This is a genomic window from Nocardia sp. NPDC088792 (assembly GCF_044750615.1).
Lineage (GTDB): Bacteria > Actinomycetota > Actinomycetes > Mycobacteriales > Mycobacteriaceae > Nocardia.
The window spans coordinates 1,604,630-1,625,611 of record NZ_JBIVKC010000003.1 but is presented as its reverse complement, the minus strand read 5'-3'; the positions used below and the strand labels follow the sequence as shown (position 1 = coordinate 1,625,611).

Below are 20,982 nucleotides of genomic sequence, written 5' to 3'. Positions count from 1 at the left end.
TCCCGGCCGGCCTGCACGGTTGTACGTTCGGCACAGGAATTCCCGACGGTCATCGAGTCGGGTCGAGGTGACACTGTGATCGGCCGGGAATGCTGTGCTGCGTTCGGCCGAATTTGGTTGACTGGAAACGTTTTCCGATGCCGGGATGAGGGAGAGCGTGTGATGGATGACAGGGCCGGCGATACGGTCGTCTCAGGCCAGACGGCGATGACACCCTTCGACGACATCTACGACCAGCCAGATCCTCGCGCCTACTTCCGGGCACTCGAAGCGTACGAGTATCGGACGCCCCATCACGCCCAACCGATCTTCCGTCGCGCGGTCACCGCCCGCGCGGGGGCCGGAGCCGGTCAGGGTGTGGAGCCGACGGCGGTGCTCGACATCTGTTGCTCCTACGGCATCAATGCCGCCCTGCTCAATTACGAGCTCACACTGGACGATTTGTATGCGCACTACCTTTCCCCGCGGGCATCCGCGCTGGGGACCGCTGAGCTGATCGAATGGGACCGCAGCTTCTATGCGGCCCATCGACGCCCTGATGCAGTTCCGGTTTTCGGACTCGACATGGCGGCCAACGCCATCGCCTACGCACGCGCCGTCGGCCTGCTCGACGAGGGGTTCGCCGAGAATCTGGAGACCGCGCCGCCGACCGCGGCATTGCTGGACGCCGCGCGACGTACACGATTGATCACCATCACCGGTGGGGCCAGTTTCCTGTCCGCCCGCACCTTTCAGTCGCTGCTGGTCGCCGAAGAGTCGGTGTGGGTTGCCGCGTTCGTGCTGCGCACCGGCTCCTATGGGCAGATCGCCGAGTATCTGGCCGAGGCCGGTCTGATCACCGAAAGGGTTACCACGCCGACCTTCCCACAGCGCCGTTTCACCAGTGCCCACGAACGCCGCTACGCCATCGACGCAGTGATCTCAACCGGCGAGGCCCCACACGGCAAGGAATCCGACGGCTACTTCCACACCGCGCTGCACCTGTCCCGCCCTGCGGTAGACGCCGGCCGGCATCCTGTCTCGGATCTGGTAGCCGAGGCGGTCTAGGCGGCTGGATGTCGTTGAAGCACTGTTGTTGTGACGTTCGTTCGGGCGCGGGGCTCCTTGCCGGTCAGTCGTGTTTGACGAGTACGCATTCGTCCAGGTCGGCAGCAGCCCGATACAGCCTGGCGTACTCGGCCAGCAAATCTATGAGGTAGTCGAGATCCCACGGTGCCTTGTAGACACCGGCCGCTTCCATTGCGTCCGGGTCGAACAGTTGTGGAGCGATCTCTCGCATGTCGTCCACATAGGTAGCCACGGTGCGTGCTGTGGCTGGCCGAACAAACCGAAGCGGAATCCCCTGTGTCGCAGTTGCACCCGACGCGAAGGGCTCCGCCCCGAATACTGCGATCTCGGCCAATCCGATTGGATTCCGCCCTTCCTGCTTCCGGCGGTTGGGTGCAAGCAGCCAGTACGCGGCGTCCCACGCCCGCGTGGAGAAAGTCCGGTCCAGAATGCCGGGCCGCTCCCTCACGATCTGACGAGCGACCGGGGCCAGCTCCAGCCAGATCGGATCATCCCAGTACGGCGAAGTCGCGACATCGTCGGTGGCCAAACTGCTGAAGAACTGGATAGCGTCCTCGGCGGCCTCGCGATCCCGCATCGCGCGTTCCAACAGCGGTTCGTAAGGAATTGCCCGATATCGAGCATCGATAGCCATCCCAAGATCATAGTTTTTGGCTATCAGATCAACTGATCCCCGCATCGTGTAACCGGCATGTGCGCGCTCAACCGACGGCCGGAAGGCACTCTGTCCGTTGCTCATCCGGAGAGCCGTGCCGCTGGGCAGGATGGGAAGATGGTCGAATCCTGGATCACTCCGAAGGCCGCCAAGGGCGTGGACAGCAGCATCGCCGGCCGCGGTCTCGTCGCCATCGCGCCGATCGTCGCGGGTGAAACCGTCGCGGTCAAGGGCGGACACATCGTCACCACCGACGAGCTGCACGAGCTGTCGGAACACTTGCAGAATTCGGAGATCCAGATCGACGACAACCTGCACCTCGTCGCACGCACCGACGAGGAGTACGAACGCGTGATGCTGTTCATCAACCACTCCTGTGCGCCCAACGTCGGATTCGCCGGGAACATCCTGCTCGTCGCCATGCGCGACATCGCCGAGGGCGAGGAACTGACCACTGACTATGCGCTATTCGACGACTACGACGGTTCGATGGATTGCTCCTGCGGTCATTCGACGTGCCGCCGGATGATCGACGGCCACGACTGGCAGCGCCCCGACCTGCAGGCCCGATATCACGGCTACTTCTCCCAGTACCTCGCCCGCCGCATCAACTCTGCGTCACCGGCGTAACAATCGGAGTGGCGTCGGCGGCTACGCACCATCTGCCTGGAGGGATGACGAGTCCCGGAGTGGTGGCATGGCGCGGCGGGCATAAGTTTCCTCGGGGTGCACGGTGATGACGTCGAGTTGCCGAACCAGCGATCCGGGGATCTGACCGTTCTCGAAGTGCTCAGGGCCGGGAACTACGACGGCCTCTGCGCTGAGTCGGGTCGCCTGGGCCTTCAAGCGGGCCAACGGCGGCCGTCCTGACCTCGGGTCGTAGAGGATCATTCCGGAGAAGTCGTACCCGAGCCTTGCCGCTAGTTTCCGCACCTGGGATTCGTCCCAGAGCTGGCCTGTTCCGGACATGTCTGTCCGGAGATACCCCAATGCCGTTGGCTTATAACGCATCGCCGCCCCTTCTCGCGGGAACTCGTGCTCGGCCTCGTTGAATTCGAGAAGTTCCAGATAGAACCCTGAATGGTCCTCGGACTCATCCCCGGTGACCTGAAGTTCGAACGCACCCCCGGGGAACCTGAACAGCCTGTTACCTCGATTCATCACAACTCCCTCGCCACTGGGGTGCGAGCCGGCTGATCGCGGCATCGCCACAACGAGCAAATCGCCGCGCCGGCGAGGCAAGAAAGATGGCAAGTCACACGAAAGCCGACTTGCCATGCCCTGGCGGTGGACCAGAATGGACCCATGAGCAGGGGGCCGACTGACTACCCGACCACCGAACTCGATCGGCAACCGCAGTCGGTCGCCGACGAGCTGGCACGTGAGATCAAGCGCCTCCGAAAAGGGGCGGGCATGTCTCAGCGCGTACTGGCATCCAAGATCGGCTACTCGCGCCAGTACGTCACGATGACCGAGTGGGAGGACTCGAATCTCCCCTCCTGCGAGCTTGTTGCCGCAATTGACAAGGCCCTTCAAGCAAACGGCGCACTGATCGCGCTTCGGGGCCAGGCCAGCAACGATCAGCAGGCGAGACGGCGTACGCACCCGAGCAAGCCGGATACTTCAGATGAGCCTGGTAAGGCGCTGACTGCCAACGTGTTCAGCCCGTTCAACCTGGAGTCCGTTCCTGCGAGCTACGCGCCTGATTCGTGCTCCGCCACAAGCATCGAGTGGTCCGACGTCGAGGAGGTGAAAGAAGCCACCCGCCGCGCTGCGAATGCTGAGAACCTTCATGGTGGAGGATCGGCGAAAACCATTGGCAGCGAACAGTTGTACAGGTTCGCGCCGCTTGTTCGTGGAAGAGCCGCGTCCGAGACCCGGCGGGCGTTGTTGGAGGCTGTCGGCAACCTGAGCGGCGTCGCCGCCTTCGCTGCCTTTGATGACGGCGACTTCTCCACCGCCGAGCAACACTTCCGATTCGCCCTCTGGTGTGCCGACTCCGCCGGATCGTGGGAGCTCCGAGCGAGCGTGCTCGCCGACATGGCTCGCGTGACGGCCTATACGAACGGCGCGGACGATGCACTCTCGTTGATCGAACTTGCTCAGGTTCGGTCCGACCGGCTGTCCGCTACGACCCGCGCAATGCTCGGTGCATTGCGTGCCCAGTTGCTTGCCGCGCTCGGTCGCAATGATGACGCCCTGAACCAGGTCGCGCGCTCGGACGATGACTTCGCCGACAGCGTGCCCGGCGAAAACGCGCCCTGGATGTGCTACTACGACGAAGCCGAGCACCTGGGTAGCACCGGCAAAGCACTGATCCCTGTTGCACTGGCACGGAATCAGATAGATCTCGCCGCACTCCGGATCAGCCAGGCAATTCGGAGACAGGGCCACGGCTACCCGCGGTCACGTACATTCTCGCTGACACGACTTGCCACCTTGACGATGCGCATCGGTGACCCTTGGGAAGCGGCCCATCTCGGTTTGCAAGCCGCGGGCGAGGCGAAAGAACTTCGGTCCCAACGTATACGCGATGAATTGCAGGTGCTGACACGGGCGTCAATAAAGCACCTTCGCATCCCCGAGGTTTACAGACTTTACAGCGTCCTCACGGATGACCCCGAGGCGATTGAGGTGCCCTTGTGAACCCTGCTGGACCCAAGACTACGGCCCACGAGGTGCTTTCCAGAGCGGCGAGAATCAGCAACATTGACGCGTGCGGCGCTGTGCCGATTCGCGACGGCTCGCACGCGATCTTCGAGTTACCGAATGGGATCGTGGCGCGGATCGGCAAACCTGACAGCTACAGGACGGCGCGTCGGGAACTGTATATATCGCAGTGGCTGAACCAAAATGGCATCGCGACAGTGCAAGCAGTGCACTCGATTCCGCAACCGACAGTGGTGAACGAACGGCCCGTAACCTGGTGGACCCTGATTCCGGACCACAGGTCGTCCACACCTGAAGAGCTGGGCAGGATGCTTCGGCGGTTGCATGCGCTGACGCCTCCAACTGACTTCCCGCTGCCGAGCTACGCACCATTCGACGGACTACGAGAACACATCGAGTCAGCGACCACGATCGATGAAGACGACCGCTCTTGGCTTCTGACGCAGTTCGTGAGGCTGCGGCAACAGTATGACGAACTTGACCATCCGTTGCCGCCGTGCGTGATACATGGCGATGCCTGGCAAGGCAATCTCGTCGTCCCGCGCACTGGTGATCCCATCGTGCTCGACCTCGACAAGGTATCCGTGGGTTGGCGAGAGTGGGATCTCGTTCAATTGGCGGTCGACTACACCGACTTCCAACGGATCACCGACAGCCAATACCAGAGCTTCGTCGACGCCTACGGCGGCTACGACGTAACTCAATGGCCGGGCTATCGAGTACTCGCCGATATCCAGGAGCTCCGATGGGTCGGATTCGCGCTCGGCCGATCGGATACCAGGAAAGCAGCAGCGATCGAAGCCACCCATCGCATCGCATGCCTGCGTGGAGTGATGCCGAAGCCCTGGACTTGGCAGGCACTCTGAGCAGGCTGCGGTAGTAAGTTTCGCTGTGTCAATCGATTTTGCCCTGCTCCCCGGTACCCGGTCGAGTCAGCTCGGCAGGCGGCCGGTTAGTCGCCGAGCAAGCACGATGTGCGGTTGACTTGTTCGGTGATCGACTACGAAGTTGTGCGCGTATTCTGCGGTCCCGGCGGGGAGTTCGGTAATCGGCTCGGTGTGGTTCGCGATGGCGCGGCGGTCGCGGAAGATACGGATCGGCTTGCGCTTGCGCGTCGGCTCGGGTTTGCGGAGACGGTGTTCGTTGATGACGAGATCGATGGAGTCATCGACATCTGGACGCCGTCGGTGCGGCTGCCGTTCGCTGGGCATCCCTGTGTGGGAGCCGCCTGGTTGCTCGGGTCGGCGGAATTGACGACTCGGGCCGGTCGGGTCGAGACTCGTGCTGATGGCGAATTCACCTGGATCACAGCGCAATCCGATTGGGCTCCGCCTCGTACTTTGAAGCAGTTCGATTCGGCCGCTGAAGTGGACGCGCTCGAGGTTCCACCGCCGGGGGAATGGATCTACGCGTGGGCCTGGCAGAGCGAGCCTGACGGTCGGATCCGGGCTCGTGCGTTCCCCGGCCGTGGCGACGGGATCGACGAGGATGAGGCGACAGGTGCTGCCGCGATGCTGTTGACCGCTGCGCTGAACCGTCCCTTGACTATTCGGCAGGGCCGCGGCTCGGAGATCGTGACGACTCCCTGTCCGGGTGGACGGATCGAGGTCGGTGGTCGCGTTCAGCGGTCATAACGATCCTGGCTCGACCATCGGTAATTCGGCTGTCGCCGATTAATTTGGCTCGCCCGACGTGTCTGTATTAGAAGGACCGTTGAGGGGGTGCCTGTGGCACAGGATGACTATGACGTGGTGATCGTCGGCGCGAGCTTGGCCGGGTGCACTGCGGCGCTGCTGTTCTCATCGATGGGTGCGCGGGTTGCGCTGCTGGAGAAGCGGTCGTCGATGGATGTGTACAAGGTGTTGTGTACCCATTCGCTGCATGCCAGTGCCATGCCGGTACTCGAGCGGCTCGATCTGGTGGAAGCGTTGCGGGAGGCGGGCGCGGTACCGAATTATGCGTCCTGGTGGGCCGAATGGGGGTGGATCACACCGGATCACGACGGGACGGTGCCATTCGGCTTGAACCTGCGCAGAGAGACTCTCGATCCGCTGTTGCGTCGGCGGGCAGCGGCCGCGCCCGGGGTCGACCTCATGTTGGGCAGTGCCGTCACCGCGATGCTCGAGCGTGACGGGCGCGTCTGCGGGGTGCGAGCTACTCACGGCAGCAAAGAGATCGAGCTGACCGCACCCCTCGTTGTCGGCGCCGACGGCCGCAATTCCGCGGTCGCCGCGGCAGCAGGTGTCCGGACCAGGGAATCACGCAATCTGCGATTCGGGTTCTTCGCCTATTTCCGCGACTTCCCTGACGATGATGGCCTCAGCCGCGCTTGGTACATGGGCTCGGACTGCGCCTTCTCGTTCATCAATGAGGACGGAATCCGCGTCATCGTCGCGACGCCGAACAAGGCCGACCACCTCGCCGCCTTCAAAGCCGATCTCGCAACATCGTTTCGCGACTACATCCGCGCACTCCCCGACGCGCCCCATATCGAGGACGCCCAGCAGATCTCGAAGTTCATCGGCGTCACGAACTTCCCCCTGTTCCAGCGGAATCCATCGCGTCCCGGCCTGGCCCTCATCGGTGACGCCGCCCTGGCCACCGACCCGGTATGGGGGATCGGAGGTTCCTGGGCCCTGCTCTCCGCCGAATGGCTCGTCGACGCCGTCGCCAAGTCCTTGGACAACGAGCGCGAACTCGACGCCGCGCTGGGCCGCTACGGCGCCCGCCACACCCGAGAGCTGCGCGGCCATCAAGCCCAGATCCGCCGATACGCCCGATCCCGACGCTTCAACTTCGCCGAACGACTCATGTTCTCCGCCGCCGCCCGCGACCAGCAAACCGCCACGCACCTCTACCGATTCGGTACACGCCTCATCACCCCGACCCAACTGCTCACTCCCCGCGCCGTGCTGCGAGCCGGCAAGGTGAACCTGATGCACGCGACGCACTGATCCACCGAGAGAGGGAGCCGGTGTGGCGTTTGGACTTCGATGGGACGCCGAGCGGGAACTGGTGGTGGGCTGGCACGGCGTGTCGCCGACACCAGTTCCCGGTCGCTGTTGTCCCGGTTGTGAGAGGCCCGGGTCGGTACGTGGTCATACCGATTGGAAGTCAGGGGATGAGTGGGCGGACCTGCTCTGCGACGAAGCGGATGAAGCCGGCTGGGTCCGGTTCGTCCGAGGTGGGTTGGAGGACAACGGTGGTGGCGCCTGCTTCGGACCAGCGGAGGACGGTGTCGGCAATCGCGCGGGCGTCGCCGGCTACGCCGACGTCGGGGATGGTGTCGCGGTCTTGGGTGCGGAGGTCGGCGGTGAGTCGGTCGGCGGCGTTGGGGCCGGTGGCGGCGAGGAGGTTCACGACGATTGGGAAGGGGTGGGGTGTGGCGGTGGCGGGGCGGGCGGCGTGGAGGATGTTGGAGGCGGTGCGGATGCCGTCGGCGGGGGTGGCGCTGGTGAGGATTGCGCCGTCGGCGGTTGCGCCTACCAGTTCGAGGGTTCGGGGGCCGGTGGCGGCGGCGAGGATCGGGGGTGCGGTGACGGGTGGCCAGTCGAGGGCTACGTCGTCGAGGTGGATGTAGCGGCCCTTCATGGTGATTCGGTTGCCGGCGAGCAGGCCGTGCAGGGCGTCGAGGTATTCGCGGAGGAGGGTTATCGGGGACGGGACTCGGGCGCCTACCTGGCCCATCCAGTCTTGGACGCCGTGGCCGACGCCCCAGACCGCTCGGCCGGGGAACATGCGTTCCAGGGTGGCGATTTCCATGGCGGTGAGGGCGACATTGCGCAGGGGGACCGGGAGGACGCCGATTCCTATGCGGATTCGGTCGCTCCAGGCGAGGGCGGCTGCGGCGGTGGAGATTCCGCCTTCGAAGAAGCAGTCCTCCCACAGCCACAATTCGTCGAGTCCGGAGTCCTCGGCTGCGCGAACGACCTCGCGCAGCCGCTCCGGAGGGTTCTGTGGCCTGAACACCGCACCGAGCGTCGTCATGCCTTCAGGATTACCAGACGGTACCGACAAGGTCATCACCGCTGTTCAGGATGCCAGTTGGTCGTTCGCGGCGCTGTAGCGGCCCGGCATGAGCTGGCGCAGCGCTGGATCCCAGTGCGAAAGGTGTTGCGGGAAGCAGCGATCCAGGAGGTCGGCCATGATCGCGGGGGCGGTGGAGGCGCCGGGGGAGGCGCCCAGTAGTCCGGCGATGGTGCCGTCGGCTCCGGTGACCAGTTCGGTGCCGAAGGTCAGGACGCCGAGGTGGTCGGGATCGGGCTTGACCAGTTGGGCGCGCTGACCGGCTTGTACGGGGTACCAGTCGGCAGGATCGGCCTCGGGGTAGAAGCGTTGCAGCTGAGCGAATTTGCGCCGCCGCGTCGAGAGTAACTGGCCGATGAGATAGCGGACCAGCGACAGATTCTGCACCCCGGCCGCCAGCAGCGGCAGGATATTGCCCGGCCGCAGGGTGGTGAACAGATCGGTGAGCCTGCCGTGCTTGAGCAAGCGGGTGCTGAAGGTGGCGTAGGGGCCGAAGAGCAGGGACGGTTCGCCGTTCACGATCCGCTTGTCCAGGTGAGGGACCGACATGGGCGGTGCGCCGAGAGCTGCTTGGCTGTAGACCTTGGCCTCGTGCCGGGCGACGATGTCGGGATTGTCGGTGCGCAGGAACTGCGCGCCGAACGGGAAGACCGCATAGCCCCGGACTTCGGGAATCTGGGCCTTCTGCAGCAGTTTCAGCGCATAACCGCCGGCGCCGACGAAGACGAATCTGGCACGGAGGGTGAAGCGGCGCTGCGTCTTTCGCGAGCGCCCACCACTGCGGTCGCGTCCGGTGATCGTCCAGAGGCCATCCGAATCGCGCCGCAGCCCGGTCACTTCATGTCGAAGCGCCACGCGCGCACCACTGTCGGTCATGGTCTGCACCAGTTCGCCCGTCAGCGCGCCGAAGTCGACGTCGGTGCCGCTCTCGATCCGGGTGGCCGCCATCGGTTCGGACCGGTCGCGCCCCGCCACGAGTAGCGGCGCCCACTGGGCGATGGTCTGCGGATCCTCGCTGTACTGCATGGCCGAGAACATCGGCAGCGCCTGCAATGTCGCGTAGCGCCGCCGCAGGTAGGCGACATCGCGTTCACCGAAGACGACGTCCATGTGAGGTGTCGGATTGACGAAACCCCCATCGGGGCGCGGGAATTCACTACGCGCTGCCAGACCTGCCCAGAACTGCCGGGACAGCTGGAACATGCCCGCGATCTCGGCGGCCTTGGCCGGGTCGCCGGGGTCGGGCATGTAGTTGAGTTCGCAGAATCCGGAATGCCCGGTACCGGCATTGTTCCAGGGGTCCGAGCTTTCGCCCGCGATCCGGTCCAGCCGTTCGAGCAGCGTGATCGACCAATCCGGTTGCAATGTGGCGATCAGCGCGCCGAGTGTCGCCGACATGATGCCGCCGCCGATCAGGACGACATCGAGAACCTCTGTCTGCGTGCCGGTTTCGGCGGCGGGTTGCGTGTTCATCGGGGCGTCCTCCTTGTTTTTCGCTGGTCCTGTCATCGTCACGCCGCACCGATTCATCCGTCCAATGTCGAATTCGACCGGATATGATCCAGATATGGATGAAATGTCATCAGCCCAGGTAGAGGCCCTGGTTCCGCTGCTCGCCGCCTTCGAAGCCGCGGCCGGTGAGGGCCACATCACACGCGCGGCCGAGCTGCTCGGAGTCCCGCAATCCTCCCTGAGCCGGCGTTTGAAAGCGGTCGAGCAGACCATCGGCGTGCAGCTGTTCCAGCCGGTGGGCCGCCGCGTCGCGCTCACCGCCGCCGGGCACGAGTTGTTCGAGCGCACGCGTGGTCTGGTGCGGTCCCTCGGTGATGCCATCGACGTGGTGCGCAGCAATGCCGACCCCGACAGTGGTCTGGTGCGTTTCGGTTTCCCGCTCACCCTCGGACCGGTCAGCATCCCCTCACTGTTAGCGGACTTCCATGCCGGCGCACCCCGCATCCGCCTGCACCTGGTGCAGGCGCACGGCAGCGCGCTGGTGGACATGCTCGGCGACGGACGCCTGGACCTGGCCGTCATGATCCCGGTCCCGGCCGAGCTGCCTTCGATCATCTTGGGCCATCAGCCGATTCACCTCTATGTCGCGCGCACTCATCCGCTCGCGGCCCGTACCGAGGTCGAGTTCGGCGACCTTGCCGGTGAGGAGTTCATCGCCAATCCGCCCAGCTTTCACCTGCGTCGACTGTTCGATTCCTGGTGTGCCGAGGCCGGATTCACCCCGCATGTCGCGTTGGAGACGACCGAATTCGAGACCCTGCGCGCCTTCGTCGCGCATGATCTGGGCATCGCTGTCCTGCCCGCCCCGGAGACCCCGCATCCGGACCTGGTCAGGATCGATCTCGCGGGTGAGCATGACCGCAGCATAGGTTTGGTCTCCGGTAATCATCGCCCGACTCCGGCGGTGGCGCGGCTGCGCGAGCATGTTGCCGCGCATGCCATGTCGTATCTGCCTCGCACCGATAAGACCGTCTAGTCTGGTTCGAGGCGCTGCGGCTCCTCGCGCCGAACTTCCACGGGCAAACCGATCCGGGGGGACAGGAGGCCGCAATCACGGCACCGGACACTGCGACAACGAGCGGGCGGCAGCCGCGCAAGCGACTGGTGCTGGCGATCTGCTGCACCGCGGTGCTGATGGCGAATCTCGACACCACCGCACTCAACGTCGCACTGCCGTCCATCGGCCGTGAGCTGCACGCCTCGGTCTCGAGCGCACAGTGGGCGGTCGCGGCCTACACGGTGGTGCTGGCGTGTCTGCTCATGCTGTTCGGGTCGATCGCGGATCGCATCGGCCGCCGCACCGTGTTCCAGGCCGGGCTGGTGGTCTTCGGCACCGGCTCGCTGCTGTGCAGCCTCGCGCCGAGTCCGGGCTGGCTGGTGGCCTTCCGGATGGTGCAGGCCGTCGGCGGGGCCATGCTCAATCCGGTCGCCATGTCGATCATCATCAACGTGTTCCCCCGGCCCGCCGAACGCGCGCGGGCGGTGGGCGCCTGGAGCGGCACCACAGGCATCAGCATGGCCGCGGGCCCGGTCATCGGCGGCGCGCTGGTGGATGCGATCGGATGGCGGGCGATCTTCTGGATCAACGTGCCGATCGCCCTGTGCGCCTTCGTACTAACCACGCGATTCGTGCCGCAATCGAGGGCCGCGGTGGCGCGGCGGCTGGATCCGGTCGGGCAGCTGCTCGTCATCGGGCTGCTCGGCCCACTGGTGTTCGCGATTATCGAAGGGCCGCACCGGGGTTGGGGTTCGCCGGTGACGATCGGGTGCCTGCTACTGAGCCTGGTGTGTGTGGTGGGACTGCTGAGTTACGAACCGCGGCGGACCGATCCGCTGATCGAGGTGCGGGCCTTCGCTTCGCCGCCGTTCGCGGGCGCGGTGGTGATAGCGATCTGCGCGTACATCGCCATGGGCGGATTCCTGTTCCTGAATACCTACTTCCTGCAAGGGGTTCGCAACGATCGGCCGTTGGTGGCCGGCCTCGAGCTGTTGCCGATGGCCGCGGCGATGCTGGTGGCGGGCCCGCTGTGGGGTCGCAGCACCGCTGAGCGGGGGGATCGCCTCACCCTCACCGTCGGCGGTGCGCTGACCACATTCGCTGCCGTCCTGCTCACCTTCACCTTCGACGGCGGCAATCAGGTGCTGCTGCTGTTCGGTTATGCCGTCTTCGGTCTCGGGATCGGCTACCTGAATACGCCGATCACGACCATCGTCACCTCGGGTTTGCCGCGTTCGGAGGCGGGAGTCGCCGCCAGCATCGCCACCACGTCCCGCCAGATCGGCCAATCGCTGGGTGTCGCGATCATCGGTTCGATTCTGGCCGCGACCCCGGGCGCCCTGGACTCGGTCGCGGCCTTCCACACACCGGCTCGCATCTGCTGGTCGGTGCTCACGGGTGCGGCACTGACGGCTCTGCTCGTTGCCCGCGTCGCACCAGCACGATCAGCATCCCCGCGCACGACATCGCGACGACGGCCGAAAACCACTGCACCGCAGTGAGCAGCCCCGCCGCGGTGGCGAGGAATCCGACGCCGATCACGGGGAGTCCGACGCCGAGGTAGGCGATGACATAGAAGGTCGACACCACCTCGGCATGCCGATCGACCGGAGCGGCGTGATTGATCGCGGTCAGACCACCCAGGAAGACCGATCCATGGCCCGCCCCGGCCGCGACAGTGGCTGCGAGCAGCATGGCAAGGGAAGAGATCTGACCGGCGATCGCCAGCAGGACCAGCCCGCCGGCCAACAGGGGCAGACCCGAGAGTTCCAGCGTGCGTGCGGGTTTCCCGTAACCGGCCAGCTGCGTCAGTGCCGAGCACGCCAGCAGCAATGCGACCGCCGCTCCGGCGACGGCCAGATTGTGGCTGCGCGACAGCGAGGTGACATAGGTGGGGATGAGGGTCAGGAACACCCCGACCACGGCGAAGCCGAGGAAGGTGACGGTCCCGCTGAAGGCGAAGATCGGTCCCATGCCCGCCGGAATGCTGGGCCGGCGCGGTCGCCACCGCACGTTCGGCCGGGTCTCCGGAGTGGTCGCGATGATGAACGCCGCAGGTACCAACAGCGCGATCTCGACCACGAACGGCACCACATGCGGGGCCGGAAGGTATTGCGCGAGAACACCTCCCAGCAGTGGCCCCGCACCGAGCCCACCGGCGGACGCCACCGTGGAAACCAGTGCGGCACGCCGCCGGTTCCCGGTCGGTTCGAGTTCGGCCAGTGCGGCAGTCAAAGCGCCGGAGGCTGCGCCCAGTGCAATGCCCTGCACTATGCGGGCGGCGAACAGCCACACCACATTCGTCGCCAGCGCGAATCCCAGCGCGCCCAATACCGCCAGCGCGGTGGCGGGCAGCAGTACGCGGCGGCGTCCGATCGCATCGGAGAGCGGCCCGGCCACCAGCAATGACGGAATCAGCACTGCCACGTAGACGGCGAAGATCAGCGTGACGACCAACGGGGAGAACCCGAAACGCTGCTCGTAGTCGCGATATAGGGGAGTAGGCAGGTTCGTTCCGGTCAAGAGGATCAGCAGCGTGTAAGCCGTGGCCCAGAATCGCCATCGGCCACGCGAATCGGGTTGCGGGGTAAGGAGATCGGTGCGCGCGGTATCGGCGTATGCGAGTCGCATGATGCAGCTCCAGACAGGAATCCATGTTCGGACTTCTCGAACATAGCATCATGTTCGAGAAATATGAACATGATGATTTAGAGTGGACCCATGGCAAGCCGAGCCGCCACCGCACTGGTGCACCCCGACCGCGAGGACATCCGATTCACCAATGTCCTGTCCGCCCTGGGCGACCCGGTGCGGCTGGCCATCGTCGCCCGCCTCGCCGAGGCCGGACCCGGTGAGGAACTGGCCTGCACCACCTTCGCGCTGCCCGTCAGCAAGTCCACGCAGAGCGGACATTTCAAGTACCTGCGCGAAGCCGGCGTGATCCAGCAGCGCGACGAGGGCATCCGGCGCATGAACAGCCTGCGCCGCGCTGACCTCGACGCCCTGTTCCCCGGCCTGCTGGACATGGCCATCGTGCAGGGCCGCGAGGTGATCGCCGGCTGGTGACCGGATCCGGGAAGCACCCGAATCTCTGTGACCCTCCTCAGAGTTCCTTGAAAGTCGGCGGGTAGGTTGGGGCCACTCGTGCGGAAACTGCCGGTCGGGTAGTGATGTGCGGGTGCAGAGCAGGCCAAACGACCGGAGGGATGAACATTTGAAGCTTCAGATGACCGGACGCGTCGCGGTCGCCGCGCTGGCTGTCGTTGCCGCGCTGAGCTTGTCGGCGTGTGGTAGCGGCAGCAAGACTTCGTCGACCGCCTCGTCCACCACGCATTCCGCCGCGACGACCAGCGCAGCGCCCTCGTCCAACGAGCCGCCCGTGCCTTCCGTCGCGGAACTGAATCAGGAACTCCAGCAGGTGCTGGATCCCAACGTGCCGGACAGCACCAAGGTCGGATACCTCGAGAACGGCGCGCAGGCGCTGCAGAAGGATCCGCAGATGATCGACAAGCTGGTGCAGGCCTACCAGCAGAACAATGCCAAGATCGATGTCACCGACGTGACCTCCCTGGGTGATTCGCTCTCGGCCACGGTGAACTTCTCCATCAACGGCGGCGCACCCAATGTGGCGACCGTTCCGTTCGTTGCGCAGGACGGCAAGTGGGTCCTGCAGATGAGCTGGGCGTGCAACGCCCTGCAGAACCTGAGCCAGAGCTCGCCCGCGTGCAGCTGAGCTGACCGGAGTGCGCCGGCATCCGCGTGGTGCGGATGCCGGTCCTCACCGGCTCGGCGCGACCAGGTCCGCGGCCGGGGTCCGGCCCGTAACGCGTTGCAGCAGTGGTGAAACCACCAGCGGCAACGCGAGTTCGAACACGATCATGGCCTTGAAGAAGGCATCCGGCCAGCCGACGTAGGCCACGGTCAGCAACCTGACCAGCCCGCCGACGAAGAACACGAGCATGAGCAGGTGAATCAGCCCTGCGTGCCGGTCGAGATCGCGCGCGGCCCAGATGCAGGCGAGGCCGTAGGCGAGGAACACCACCATCGCCATCCGAATATCCCCGTCGAGGCTCGGATTGGGCGTATTCGCGCCAGGAATGGTCTTCGGTCCGATGAATATGTGCGCCAAGGCGATTGCGCTGCACCCGATGCCGAAAACGATCAGGATCCATTGCACTGCGGTACGCATGACTGCTCCCTTCCCCCGAAGTGACACCACCCTTAGTGGATATGTGTCTACTAGCGTGCGGACAAGCCTACGACCGGTAGTAGACACGCGTCAACTAGTCTTGGGCGCATGCCACCCCGTCGCCGGCTCACCCCCGACCAGCGCCGAGCCGAACTGCTCGCCGCCGGAACGCAGCTGTTCGCCGAACGCCCCTACGACGAGGTCCAGATGGACGAGATCGCCGCCCGCGCCGGCATCTCCCGCGCCCTGCTCTACCGGCATTTCCCCAGCAAACGCGTCCTGTTCGCGGCGATCTACCAGCAAGCGGCCGACACCCTGGTCTCCGGCATCGAACTCGACCCCGCCGTCTCACTGCCCGACCAGGTCGCCGCCGGCCTGGACGCGCACTTCGACTACTTCGAGAACAACCGCCACACCGTGCTCGCCGCCAACCGATCCCTGGCCGGCGACCCGGTCGTGCAGGCGATCATCACCGCCGAACTCGCCTCGCTGCAGCAGCAGATGCTCGACACCACCGGCCTGACCGGCGCATCGCGCGAGATCACCGCCGCGATCCTGCTCGCCTGGCTGACCTTCGTCCACACCCTGTGCCTGGACTGGCTCGAAAACGACACCATCACCCGGGACCAACTGCGCGCCACCTGTATCGGCGCCCTGGCCGGCGCCCTCGGGGCCGCGCACGAATCAGCCGGAGACATTGTCTGACAAGATGACCGAGTGATTGCCTCGATCATCGTTGTAGCGGTTGTGGTGGCCCTTTGGGCTTTGCTGGCGGCTCGTTTGGAGCGCTGGCGGATCAGCGCACCCATGATCGTGGTGGCCGCCGGCATGGCCATGGGCCTGACAACGCACAACACCATCGGCGAGACCCTCAATACCCATGTCGCGCTGAAGGCCGCCGAAATCATCCTGGCGATCCTGCTGTTCGTCGACGCGACCGAAGTGCGCGGCGGCATGCTCGGCAAGGAACCCGGCGCCGCGCTGCGAGTGTTGTTCCTGGCCATGCCATTGAGCATGGCCGCGGCCGTGGTGCTGGGCTGGTGGCTGCTACCCGGAAACGGCTGGCCCGTCCTGCTGGTCATCGCCTGCGTCGTGATGCCCATCGATATGGCCCCCGCTGCCGCGCTGGTGCGCGATCGCCGCATCCCCGCGCGAGTTCGCAACGTGCTCAATGTCGAGAGCGGCTACAACGACGGAATCGCCTCTCCCATCATCCTTTTCGCACTCGCGCTGGCCGCCGACAATCCCGGCGGCAACACCCCCTGGGACGCGCTGGCCTCAGCGGGCCCGTCGGCCTTGAAAGCGATTGCCGTGGGCCTGGTCCTGGGCGGCGCGCTGGCCTGGTTGGTGAGCCGCAGCGAACGCGCCGAGCTGATGAGCGCGCAATCGAAACGCCTGGCGCTGGTGGCCGCACCGCTGCTGTCCTACGGCGTGGCCGTCGCGCTGTCGGGCAACGGGTTCGTCGCCTCGTTCGTGTGCGGATTCGTTTTCCACTACGCGCGCCGCGAGGCCGAGAACCACCGCGATCTCGAACTGCTCGACGATATCGGCTTCCTGCTCACGGTCGTCATGTGGTTCGTCTTCGGCAATACCATCGTCTTCGCGCTGTGGGGCGGGGTGAGCTGGCGCGTGGTCGTGTTCGCCGCGGCCGCCCTGACCGTACTGCGCATGGTCCCGGTCGCCGTGTCGCTGATCGGCTCCGGGCTCAAACGCGTCGAGGTGCTGCTGATCGCGTGGCTCGGGCCGCGCGGCACCACCTCGATCGTGTTCGGCCTGCTCTCGTTCAACATGCTGCACGATGCCGACGCGGACCTGGTGTTGTCCGTCCTGGTCGTCACGGTGCTGGGCAGCGTGCTGGTGCACGGCATCGGCTCGCCACTGACGATGCGCACCTATTCGCGGTAGTGCGTCAGGATCTCCCGGATCGACTTGGTGACGGGCAGTTCACCATCCAGCGGAACCCACCGGTACGCGGCGTAATTGGACAGCCGCACCGGCGCCGCGGCCGCCACATCGACCGCGAAATGCTCGCGCCGCACCGTTTTTCCCGCATTGTCCAGATAGTCGAAGCTGCCCAGGTGGCGCACCACATCGGCGACGGTCAGCCCGGTCTCCTCGCGCATGGCACGCGCCACCGCGGCAGCCAGAGGCTCGCCGGCGCGCACGATGGTGCCGGGTAGATAGAGCTGTTCGCGCACGGCCGCGTGATCGTCGCGGTCGAGTAGCAGTACCGCACCGTCGCGTTCCAGCACGACACCCACTCTGAGCGCGACCCCATCGGCCTCGGCCTGCTCCTGCAATTCGGACAGAACCGATTCACCGATGGACTGCTTCGGTGAAACCTCGAAATCCCACACTGCACACCACATCCCATAGGCCGGACGCCGTCGACCGGCAGTACTACCACGCTACTTGGGTGCAATCGGCCCGCGGCAGGGGTCTGTACGGAATTCGGTGCATCTCCACCGAACCGAGCCACAACCAGGAAATTCTTCTCAATTTGGACACGCCGAACCAGGGCCCCAGCCTTTTTGACCAGACCGGTTGCGGCAATCACGGCAGATACCTGGAATAGTTGGGGCTGCACGCACAGAGACCGAGGCGAAAGCGGGGATGTTGGTGACTTCGACTGACGGTGTGAGCGGGGTAAGCACGGTGAAGGAGACGCCGTCGCCGGCACCGAGCACCCTCGATCGCGATGTCCAGGTTCTGGAGAAAGCGATCTATGAAGTCAAGCGGGTGATCGTCGGCCAGGACCGGCTGGTGGAGCGACTGCTCGTCGGTGTACTCGCCAAGGGCCATGTACTCCTCGAGGGCGTGCCCGGTATCGCCAAGACCCTGGCCGTGGAGACCTTCGCGAAGGTCGTGGGCGGCAGCTTCTCCCGAGTGCAGTTCACTCCCGACCTGGTGCCCACCGACCTCGTCGGTACGCGCATCTACCGCCAGGGCCGCGAGGAATTCGACACCGAGCTCGGCCCGGTGGTCGCGAACTTCGTGCTCGCCGACGAGATCAACCGTGCACCCGCCAAGGTGCAGTCGGCGCTGCTCGAGGTGATGGCCGAGCGGCACGTGTCCATCGGCGGCAAGACCTACCCGATGCCGAACCCGTTCCTGGTCATGGCGACCCAGAACCCCATCGAGAGCGAAGGCGTGTACCCGCTGCCCGAGGCGCAGCGTGACCGCTTCCTGTTCAAGGTGATCGTGGACTACCCCTCGGTGGAGGAGGAGCGCGAGATCATCTACCGGATGGGCGTCACCCCGCCGGAGGCCAAGGCCATCCTCGATCCCGAGGAACTGGTGCGCCTGCAGAACGTGGCCGCCAGTACTTTCGTGCACCACGCGCTGGTCGACTACGTGGTCCGCGTCATCGCCGCCACCCGGAAGCCGCTCGACTTCGGCATGCAGGATGTGGCCGGCTGGATCTCCTACGGCGCCTCCCCGCGCGCCAGCCTCGGCATCATCGCCGCGGCGCGTGCGGTGGCGCTCATCCGCGGCCGCGATTACGTGGTGCCGCAGGACGTCGTCGAGGTGATCCCGGATGTGCTGCGCCACCGCCTGGTGCTGTCCTACGACGCGCTGGCCGACGAGGTCTCGCCCGACGATGTGATCCGCCGGGTACTGCAGACCGTGGGTCTGCCGCAGGTGGCCCCGCAGGCGGTCGCCCCGAACTCCGCCGCGCAGGCCGCGCCGGCGCTGGCCGCGCCGCCGGTCATGGGTCCGCACGGTGCGCCCGCGCCGGGTCAGCCGGTCCCGCCGCAGGCGCAGGGCGTTCCGTCGCAGGGCATCCCGCAGCCGCCGAACGGTCAGCCGTCCGGAATTCCCGGCCAGCCCCAGAAGTGAGGCGCCGGAACAGGTTGCGCCCGTGACTATTCCAACTCCCAGCGCTGCGTCGCACGCCCCGCCCTCCTTCGCGTCGGGGCAGTTGACCGACCCGAGGTTGACCGCGGCGTTGAAGACGCTCGAACTCACCGTGCGCCGCCGCCTGGACGGGGTGCTGCACGGCGACCATCTGGGCCTGATCCCGGGCCCGGGCTCCGAACTCGGCGACGCCCGCGAATATCAGCCGGGTGATGATGTGCGCCAGATGGATTGGTCGGTGACCGCGCGCACCACCCATCCGCACGTGCGGCAGATGATCGCCGACCGGGAACTCGAGACCTGGCTGGTGGTGGACCTGTCCGCCAGCCTCGACTTCGGTACCGCCCTGTGCGAGAAGCGGGATCTGGTGGTGGCGGCTGCGGCCGCGATCACCCACCTGACCAGCGGCGGCGGTAACCGCATCGGCGCGGTGGTGGCCAATGGCCAACAGCTGATCCGCATTCCGGCCCGCAGCGGCCGGGTGCACGCGCAGTCCATGCTGCGCAAGATCGCGACCACCCCGCACGCCCCCGACGGGGTGCGCGGTGATCTGCGCGGCGCCATCGAGGCCCTGCGCCGGCCGCAGCGCAAACGCGGCCTGGCCGTGGTCATTTCCGACTTCCTCGGCGAGATCGATTGGCAGCGTTCGCTGCGGGCCATTTCCGGCCGCCACGACCTGCTCGGCGTCGAGGTGCTCGATCCGCGCGATCTGTCGCTGCCGGATGTGGGGGACGTGGTCCTGCACGATCCGGAGACCGGTCATACCCGCGAATTCAGCGTGACCCCGTCGCTGCGTGCCGATTTCGCGCGCGCCGCGCAACAGCATCACGAGGAGGTCGAGGCCGTGCTGCGCAGTTGCGGCGCGCCCGTGATGACGCTGCGCACCGATCGGGACTGGATCACCGACGTGGTCCGCTTCGTGTCCACCCGGCGCCACACCTTCGGCGCCCCGAACTCCGGACGGGTGTCGCGATAGTGAGTATTTCCGGAACACCTTTCAGCATCTCGGGTTTCACCTCCGCGCTGTGGCTGGGCTTCATCGTCGCACTGGTCATCATCGCGTTGATCTATGTGCTGGTGCAGCGGCGCCGGCGCAAGCACATGCTGCGGTTCTCCAATATGGAGCTGCTCGAACAGGTTGCGCCGGTGCGGCCCAAGCCGTGGCGGCATGTGCCTGTGGCGCTGACGCTGGTCGGTTTGCTGTTCCTGACCATCGCCGCGGCCGGACCGACCGCGGCGAAGAAGGTGCCGCGCAATCGCGCGACTGTGATCCTGGTGATCGACGTGTCGCTGTCGATGGAGGCGACCGACGTGCCGCCCAGTCGCATTCAGGTGGCCCGCAAGGCCGCCAAGCAGTTCGCGGACGGGCTCACCCCGGGCATCAACCTGGGTCTGGTCACCTTCGCGGGTACCGCTTCGGTGCAGGTCTCGCCGACGACCAATCGTGAGGCGGTGAAGGCGGCCATCGACAATATGAAGCTGGCCGAGCGCACCGCGACCGGTGAAGGCATCTTCACCGCACTGCAATCGGTGGACACGCTCGCCTCGGTGCTCGGTGGCGCGGAGACGCCGCCGCCCGCGCGGATCGTGCTCATGTCCGACGGTAAGCAGACCGTTCCCGATGATCAGGATGTCGAGAATCCGCGCCACGGCTTCGTCGCCGCACGACTGGCGAAGCAGAAAGGCATTCCGATCTCGACGATTTCGTTCGGTACCACGTGGGGCACCGTCGATATCCCCGATCCGGACGGTAAGGGCTCGCAGCGGGTGCGGGTGCCGGTCGACGATGACGCGCTGCACGAGATCGCGAATCTTTCCGGCGGCGAATTCTTCACGGCGTCCTCGCTCGAGGAGCTGAGCAGCGTGTACGCCAAGCTCGATGAGCAGATCGGCTACGAGATGACGATGGGCGATGCGAGCCGGCCGTGGCTGTTGCTCGGTTTGCTCGTGACCGCCGCGGGTGTGACCACCGCTCTGGTCTATCGTCAGCGTCTGCCGTAACTCGGT

23 protein-coding genes are annotated in these 20,982 nt (G+C 65.7%); 15 read left to right on the top strand and 8 right to left on the bottom strand.

All coding sequences use genetic code 11. From position 1 onward, the window contains the following. The first annotated feature begins 162 nt into the window (after positions 1 to 162). Positions 163 to 1,047 carry a hypothetical protein gene (locus ACIP5Y_RS25660; RefSeq protein WP_400353478.1) on the top strand — a complete coding sequence of 295 codons (885 nt, stop codon included), beginning with the start codon at positions 163 to 165 and terminating at the stop codon, positions 1,045 to 1,047. A gap of 64 nt (positions 1,048 to 1,111) precedes the next feature. Here ACIP5Y_RS25660 and ACIP5Y_RS25655 read toward each other — a convergent pair whose 3' ends face one another. Further along, complete coding sequence (locus ACIP5Y_RS25655) at positions 1,112 to 1,807, bottom strand: DUF1877 family protein (RefSeq protein WP_400353476.1); 696 nt, start codon at positions 1,805 to 1,807, stop codon at positions 1,112 to 1,114. A gap of 33 nt (positions 1,808 to 1,840) precedes the next feature. Between ACIP5Y_RS25655 and ACIP5Y_RS25650 the strand changes: the two genes are divergently transcribed. Next, a complete protein-coding gene (locus ACIP5Y_RS25650) occupies positions 1,841 to 2,353 on the top strand; it encodes an SET domain-containing protein (RefSeq protein ID WP_400353474.1) in 513 nt (170 codons plus the stop codon). Positions 2,354 to 2,374: 21 nt separating this feature from the next. Here ACIP5Y_RS25650 and ACIP5Y_RS25645 read toward each other — a convergent pair whose 3' ends face one another. Beyond that, positions 2,375 to 2,884, bottom strand: coding sequence for a hypothetical protein (locus ACIP5Y_RS25645; protein ID WP_400353473.1), 510 nt, complete (start codon positions 2,882 to 2,884; stop codon positions 2,375 to 2,377). 144 nt (positions 2,885 to 3,028) lie between these two features. On the opposite strand from ACIP5Y_RS25645, the gene ACIP5Y_RS25640 reads away from it, so the two are divergent. From ACIP5Y_RS25640 to ACIP5Y_RS25625, 4 genes are all read left to right on the top strand, one after another. Next, on the top strand, positions 3,029 to 4,369 hold the full coding sequence (locus tag ACIP5Y_RS25640; protein ID WP_400353471.1) for a helix-turn-helix transcriptional regulator: 1,341 nt from the start codon (positions 3,029 to 3,031) through the stop codon (positions 4,367 to 4,369). 32 nt (positions 4,370 to 4,401) lie between these two features. After that, on the top strand, positions 4,402 to 5,259 hold the full coding sequence (locus ACIP5Y_RS25635) for a phosphotransferase enzyme family protein (RefSeq protein WP_400353469.1): 858 nt from the start codon (positions 4,402 to 4,404) through the stop codon (positions 5,257 to 5,259). Between the two features lie 126 nt (positions 5,260 to 5,385). Beyond that, positions 5,386 to 6,027 (top strand): PhzF family phenazine biosynthesis protein, encoded by a 642-nt coding sequence (locus ACIP5Y_RS25630; protein ID WP_400353467.1) that lies wholly within the window; start codon positions 5,386 to 5,388, stop codon positions 6,025 to 6,027. Between the two features lie 93 nt (positions 6,028 to 6,120). Then, positions 6,121 to 7,347: an NAD(P)/FAD-dependent oxidoreductase gene (locus tag ACIP5Y_RS25625; RefSeq protein WP_400353465.1), complete on the top strand. Its 1,227-nt coding sequence runs from the start codon at positions 6,121 to 6,123 to the stop codon at positions 7,345 to 7,347. 160 nt (positions 7,348 to 7,507) lie between these two features. Here the strand turns inward: ACIP5Y_RS25625 and ACIP5Y_RS25620 are convergent, their stop codons facing one another. Next, entirely contained in the window at positions 7,508 to 8,380 is an 873-nt protein-coding gene (locus tag ACIP5Y_RS25620) for an LLM class flavin-dependent oxidoreductase (protein WP_400353464.1), read from the bottom strand. Between the two features lie 45 nt (positions 8,381 to 8,425). Continuing rightward, entirely contained in the window at positions 8,426 to 9,892 is a 1,467-nt protein-coding gene (gene mqo / locus ACIP5Y_RS25615; RefSeq protein ID WP_400353462.1) for a malate dehydrogenase (quinone), read from the bottom strand. Between the two features lie 94 nt (positions 9,893 to 9,986). On the opposite strand from mqo, the gene ACIP5Y_RS25610 reads away from it, so the two are divergent. Both ACIP5Y_RS25610 and ACIP5Y_RS25605 read left to right on the top strand, forming a co-directional pair. Continuing rightward, the gene (locus tag ACIP5Y_RS25610; protein WP_400353460.1) at positions 9,987 to 10,907 is read left to right on the top strand and encodes a LysR substrate-binding domain-containing protein; all 921 of its coding nucleotides are present in this window, start codon (positions 9,987 to 9,989) and stop codon (positions 10,905 to 10,907) included. Between the two features lie 74 nt (positions 10,908 to 10,981). Beyond that, positions 10,982 to 12,430 carry an MFS transporter gene (locus ACIP5Y_RS25605; RefSeq protein ID WP_400353899.1) on the top strand — a complete coding sequence of 483 codons (1,449 nt, stop codon included), beginning with the start codon at positions 10,982 to 10,984 and terminating at the stop codon, positions 12,428 to 12,430. On the opposite strand, the gene ACIP5Y_RS25600 is transcribed toward ACIP5Y_RS25605, so the two are convergent. After that, positions 12,321 to 13,559 (bottom strand): MFS transporter, encoded by a 1,239-nt coding sequence (locus tag ACIP5Y_RS25600; RefSeq protein WP_400353459.1) that lies wholly within the window; start codon positions 13,557 to 13,559, stop codon positions 12,321 to 12,323. The two genes, ACIP5Y_RS25605 and ACIP5Y_RS25600, sit on opposite strands and share 110 nt — an antisense overlap. Positions 13,560 to 13,649: 90 nt before the next feature. Between ACIP5Y_RS25600 and ACIP5Y_RS25595 the strand changes: the two genes are divergently transcribed. Beyond that, positions 13,650 to 13,994, top strand: a complete 345-nt coding sequence (locus tag ACIP5Y_RS25595; RefSeq protein WP_400353457.1) for an ArsR/SmtB family transcription factor — start codon at positions 13,650 to 13,652, stop codon at positions 13,992 to 13,994. Positions 13,995 to 14,150: 156 nt separating this feature from the next. On the opposite strand, the gene ACIP5Y_RS25590 is transcribed toward ACIP5Y_RS25595, so the two are convergent. Further along, on the bottom strand, positions 14,151 to 14,297 hold the full coding sequence (locus ACIP5Y_RS25590) for a hypothetical protein (RefSeq protein WP_400353455.1): 147 nt from the start codon (positions 14,295 to 14,297) through the stop codon (positions 14,151 to 14,153). A 10-nt stretch (positions 14,298 to 14,307) separates the two neighbouring features. Between ACIP5Y_RS25590 and ACIP5Y_RS25585 the strand changes: the two genes are divergently transcribed. Further along, positions 14,308 to 14,661, top strand: a complete 354-nt coding sequence (locus tag ACIP5Y_RS25585) for a hypothetical protein (RefSeq protein WP_400353454.1) — start codon at positions 14,308 to 14,310, stop codon at positions 14,659 to 14,661. 45 nt (positions 14,662 to 14,706) lie between these two features. Here ACIP5Y_RS25585 and ACIP5Y_RS25580 read toward each other — a convergent pair whose 3' ends face one another. Next, positions 14,707 to 15,117: a DUF4345 domain-containing protein gene (locus tag ACIP5Y_RS25580; RefSeq protein ID WP_400353452.1), complete on the bottom strand. Its 411-nt coding sequence runs from the start codon at positions 15,115 to 15,117 to the stop codon at positions 14,707 to 14,709. A gap of 108 nt (positions 15,118 to 15,225) precedes the next feature. On the opposite strand from ACIP5Y_RS25580, the gene ACIP5Y_RS25575 reads away from it, so the two are divergent. Then, a complete protein-coding gene (locus tag ACIP5Y_RS25575) occupies positions 15,226 to 15,822 on the top strand; it encodes a TetR/AcrR family transcriptional regulator (protein WP_400353450.1) in 597 nt (198 codons plus the stop codon). Positions 15,823 to 15,834: 12 nt separating this feature from the next. Next, the gene (locus ACIP5Y_RS25570; RefSeq protein ID WP_400353448.1) at positions 15,835 to 17,022 is read left to right on the top strand and encodes a cation:proton antiporter; all 1,188 of its coding nucleotides are present in this window, start codon (positions 15,835 to 15,837) and stop codon (positions 17,020 to 17,022) included. On the opposite strand, the gene ACIP5Y_RS25565 is transcribed toward ACIP5Y_RS25570, so the two are convergent. Continuing rightward, on the bottom strand, positions 17,010 to 17,474 hold the full coding sequence (locus tag ACIP5Y_RS25565; protein ID WP_400353446.1) for an NUDIX hydrolase: 465 nt from the start codon (positions 17,472 to 17,474) through the stop codon (positions 17,010 to 17,012). The two genes, ACIP5Y_RS25570 and ACIP5Y_RS25565, sit on opposite strands and share 13 nt — an antisense overlap. 256 nt (positions 17,475 to 17,730) lie before the next feature. Here ACIP5Y_RS25565 and ACIP5Y_RS25560 point away from each other — a divergent pair, with 256 nt between their 5' ends. From ACIP5Y_RS25560 to ACIP5Y_RS25550, 3 genes are read left to right on the top strand one after another with little or no spacing between them, the layout of a single operon-like run. Beyond that, entirely contained in the window at positions 17,731 to 18,957 is a 1,227-nt protein-coding gene (locus ACIP5Y_RS25560) for an AAA family ATPase (RefSeq protein WP_400353444.1), read from the top strand. A gap of 22 nt (positions 18,958 to 18,979) precedes the next feature. After that, positions 18,980 to 19,951, top strand: coding sequence for a DUF58 domain-containing protein (locus ACIP5Y_RS25555; RefSeq protein ID WP_400353443.1), 972 nt, complete (start codon positions 18,980 to 18,982; stop codon positions 19,949 to 19,951). After that, positions 19,951 to 20,976 (top strand): VWA domain-containing protein, encoded by a 1,026-nt coding sequence (locus tag ACIP5Y_RS25550; protein WP_400353441.1) that lies wholly within the window; start codon positions 19,951 to 19,953, stop codon positions 20,974 to 20,976. The genes ACIP5Y_RS25555 and ACIP5Y_RS25550 overlap by 1 nt, the downstream gene beginning before the upstream one ends. Positions 20,977 to 20,982: the final 6 nt, after the last annotated feature.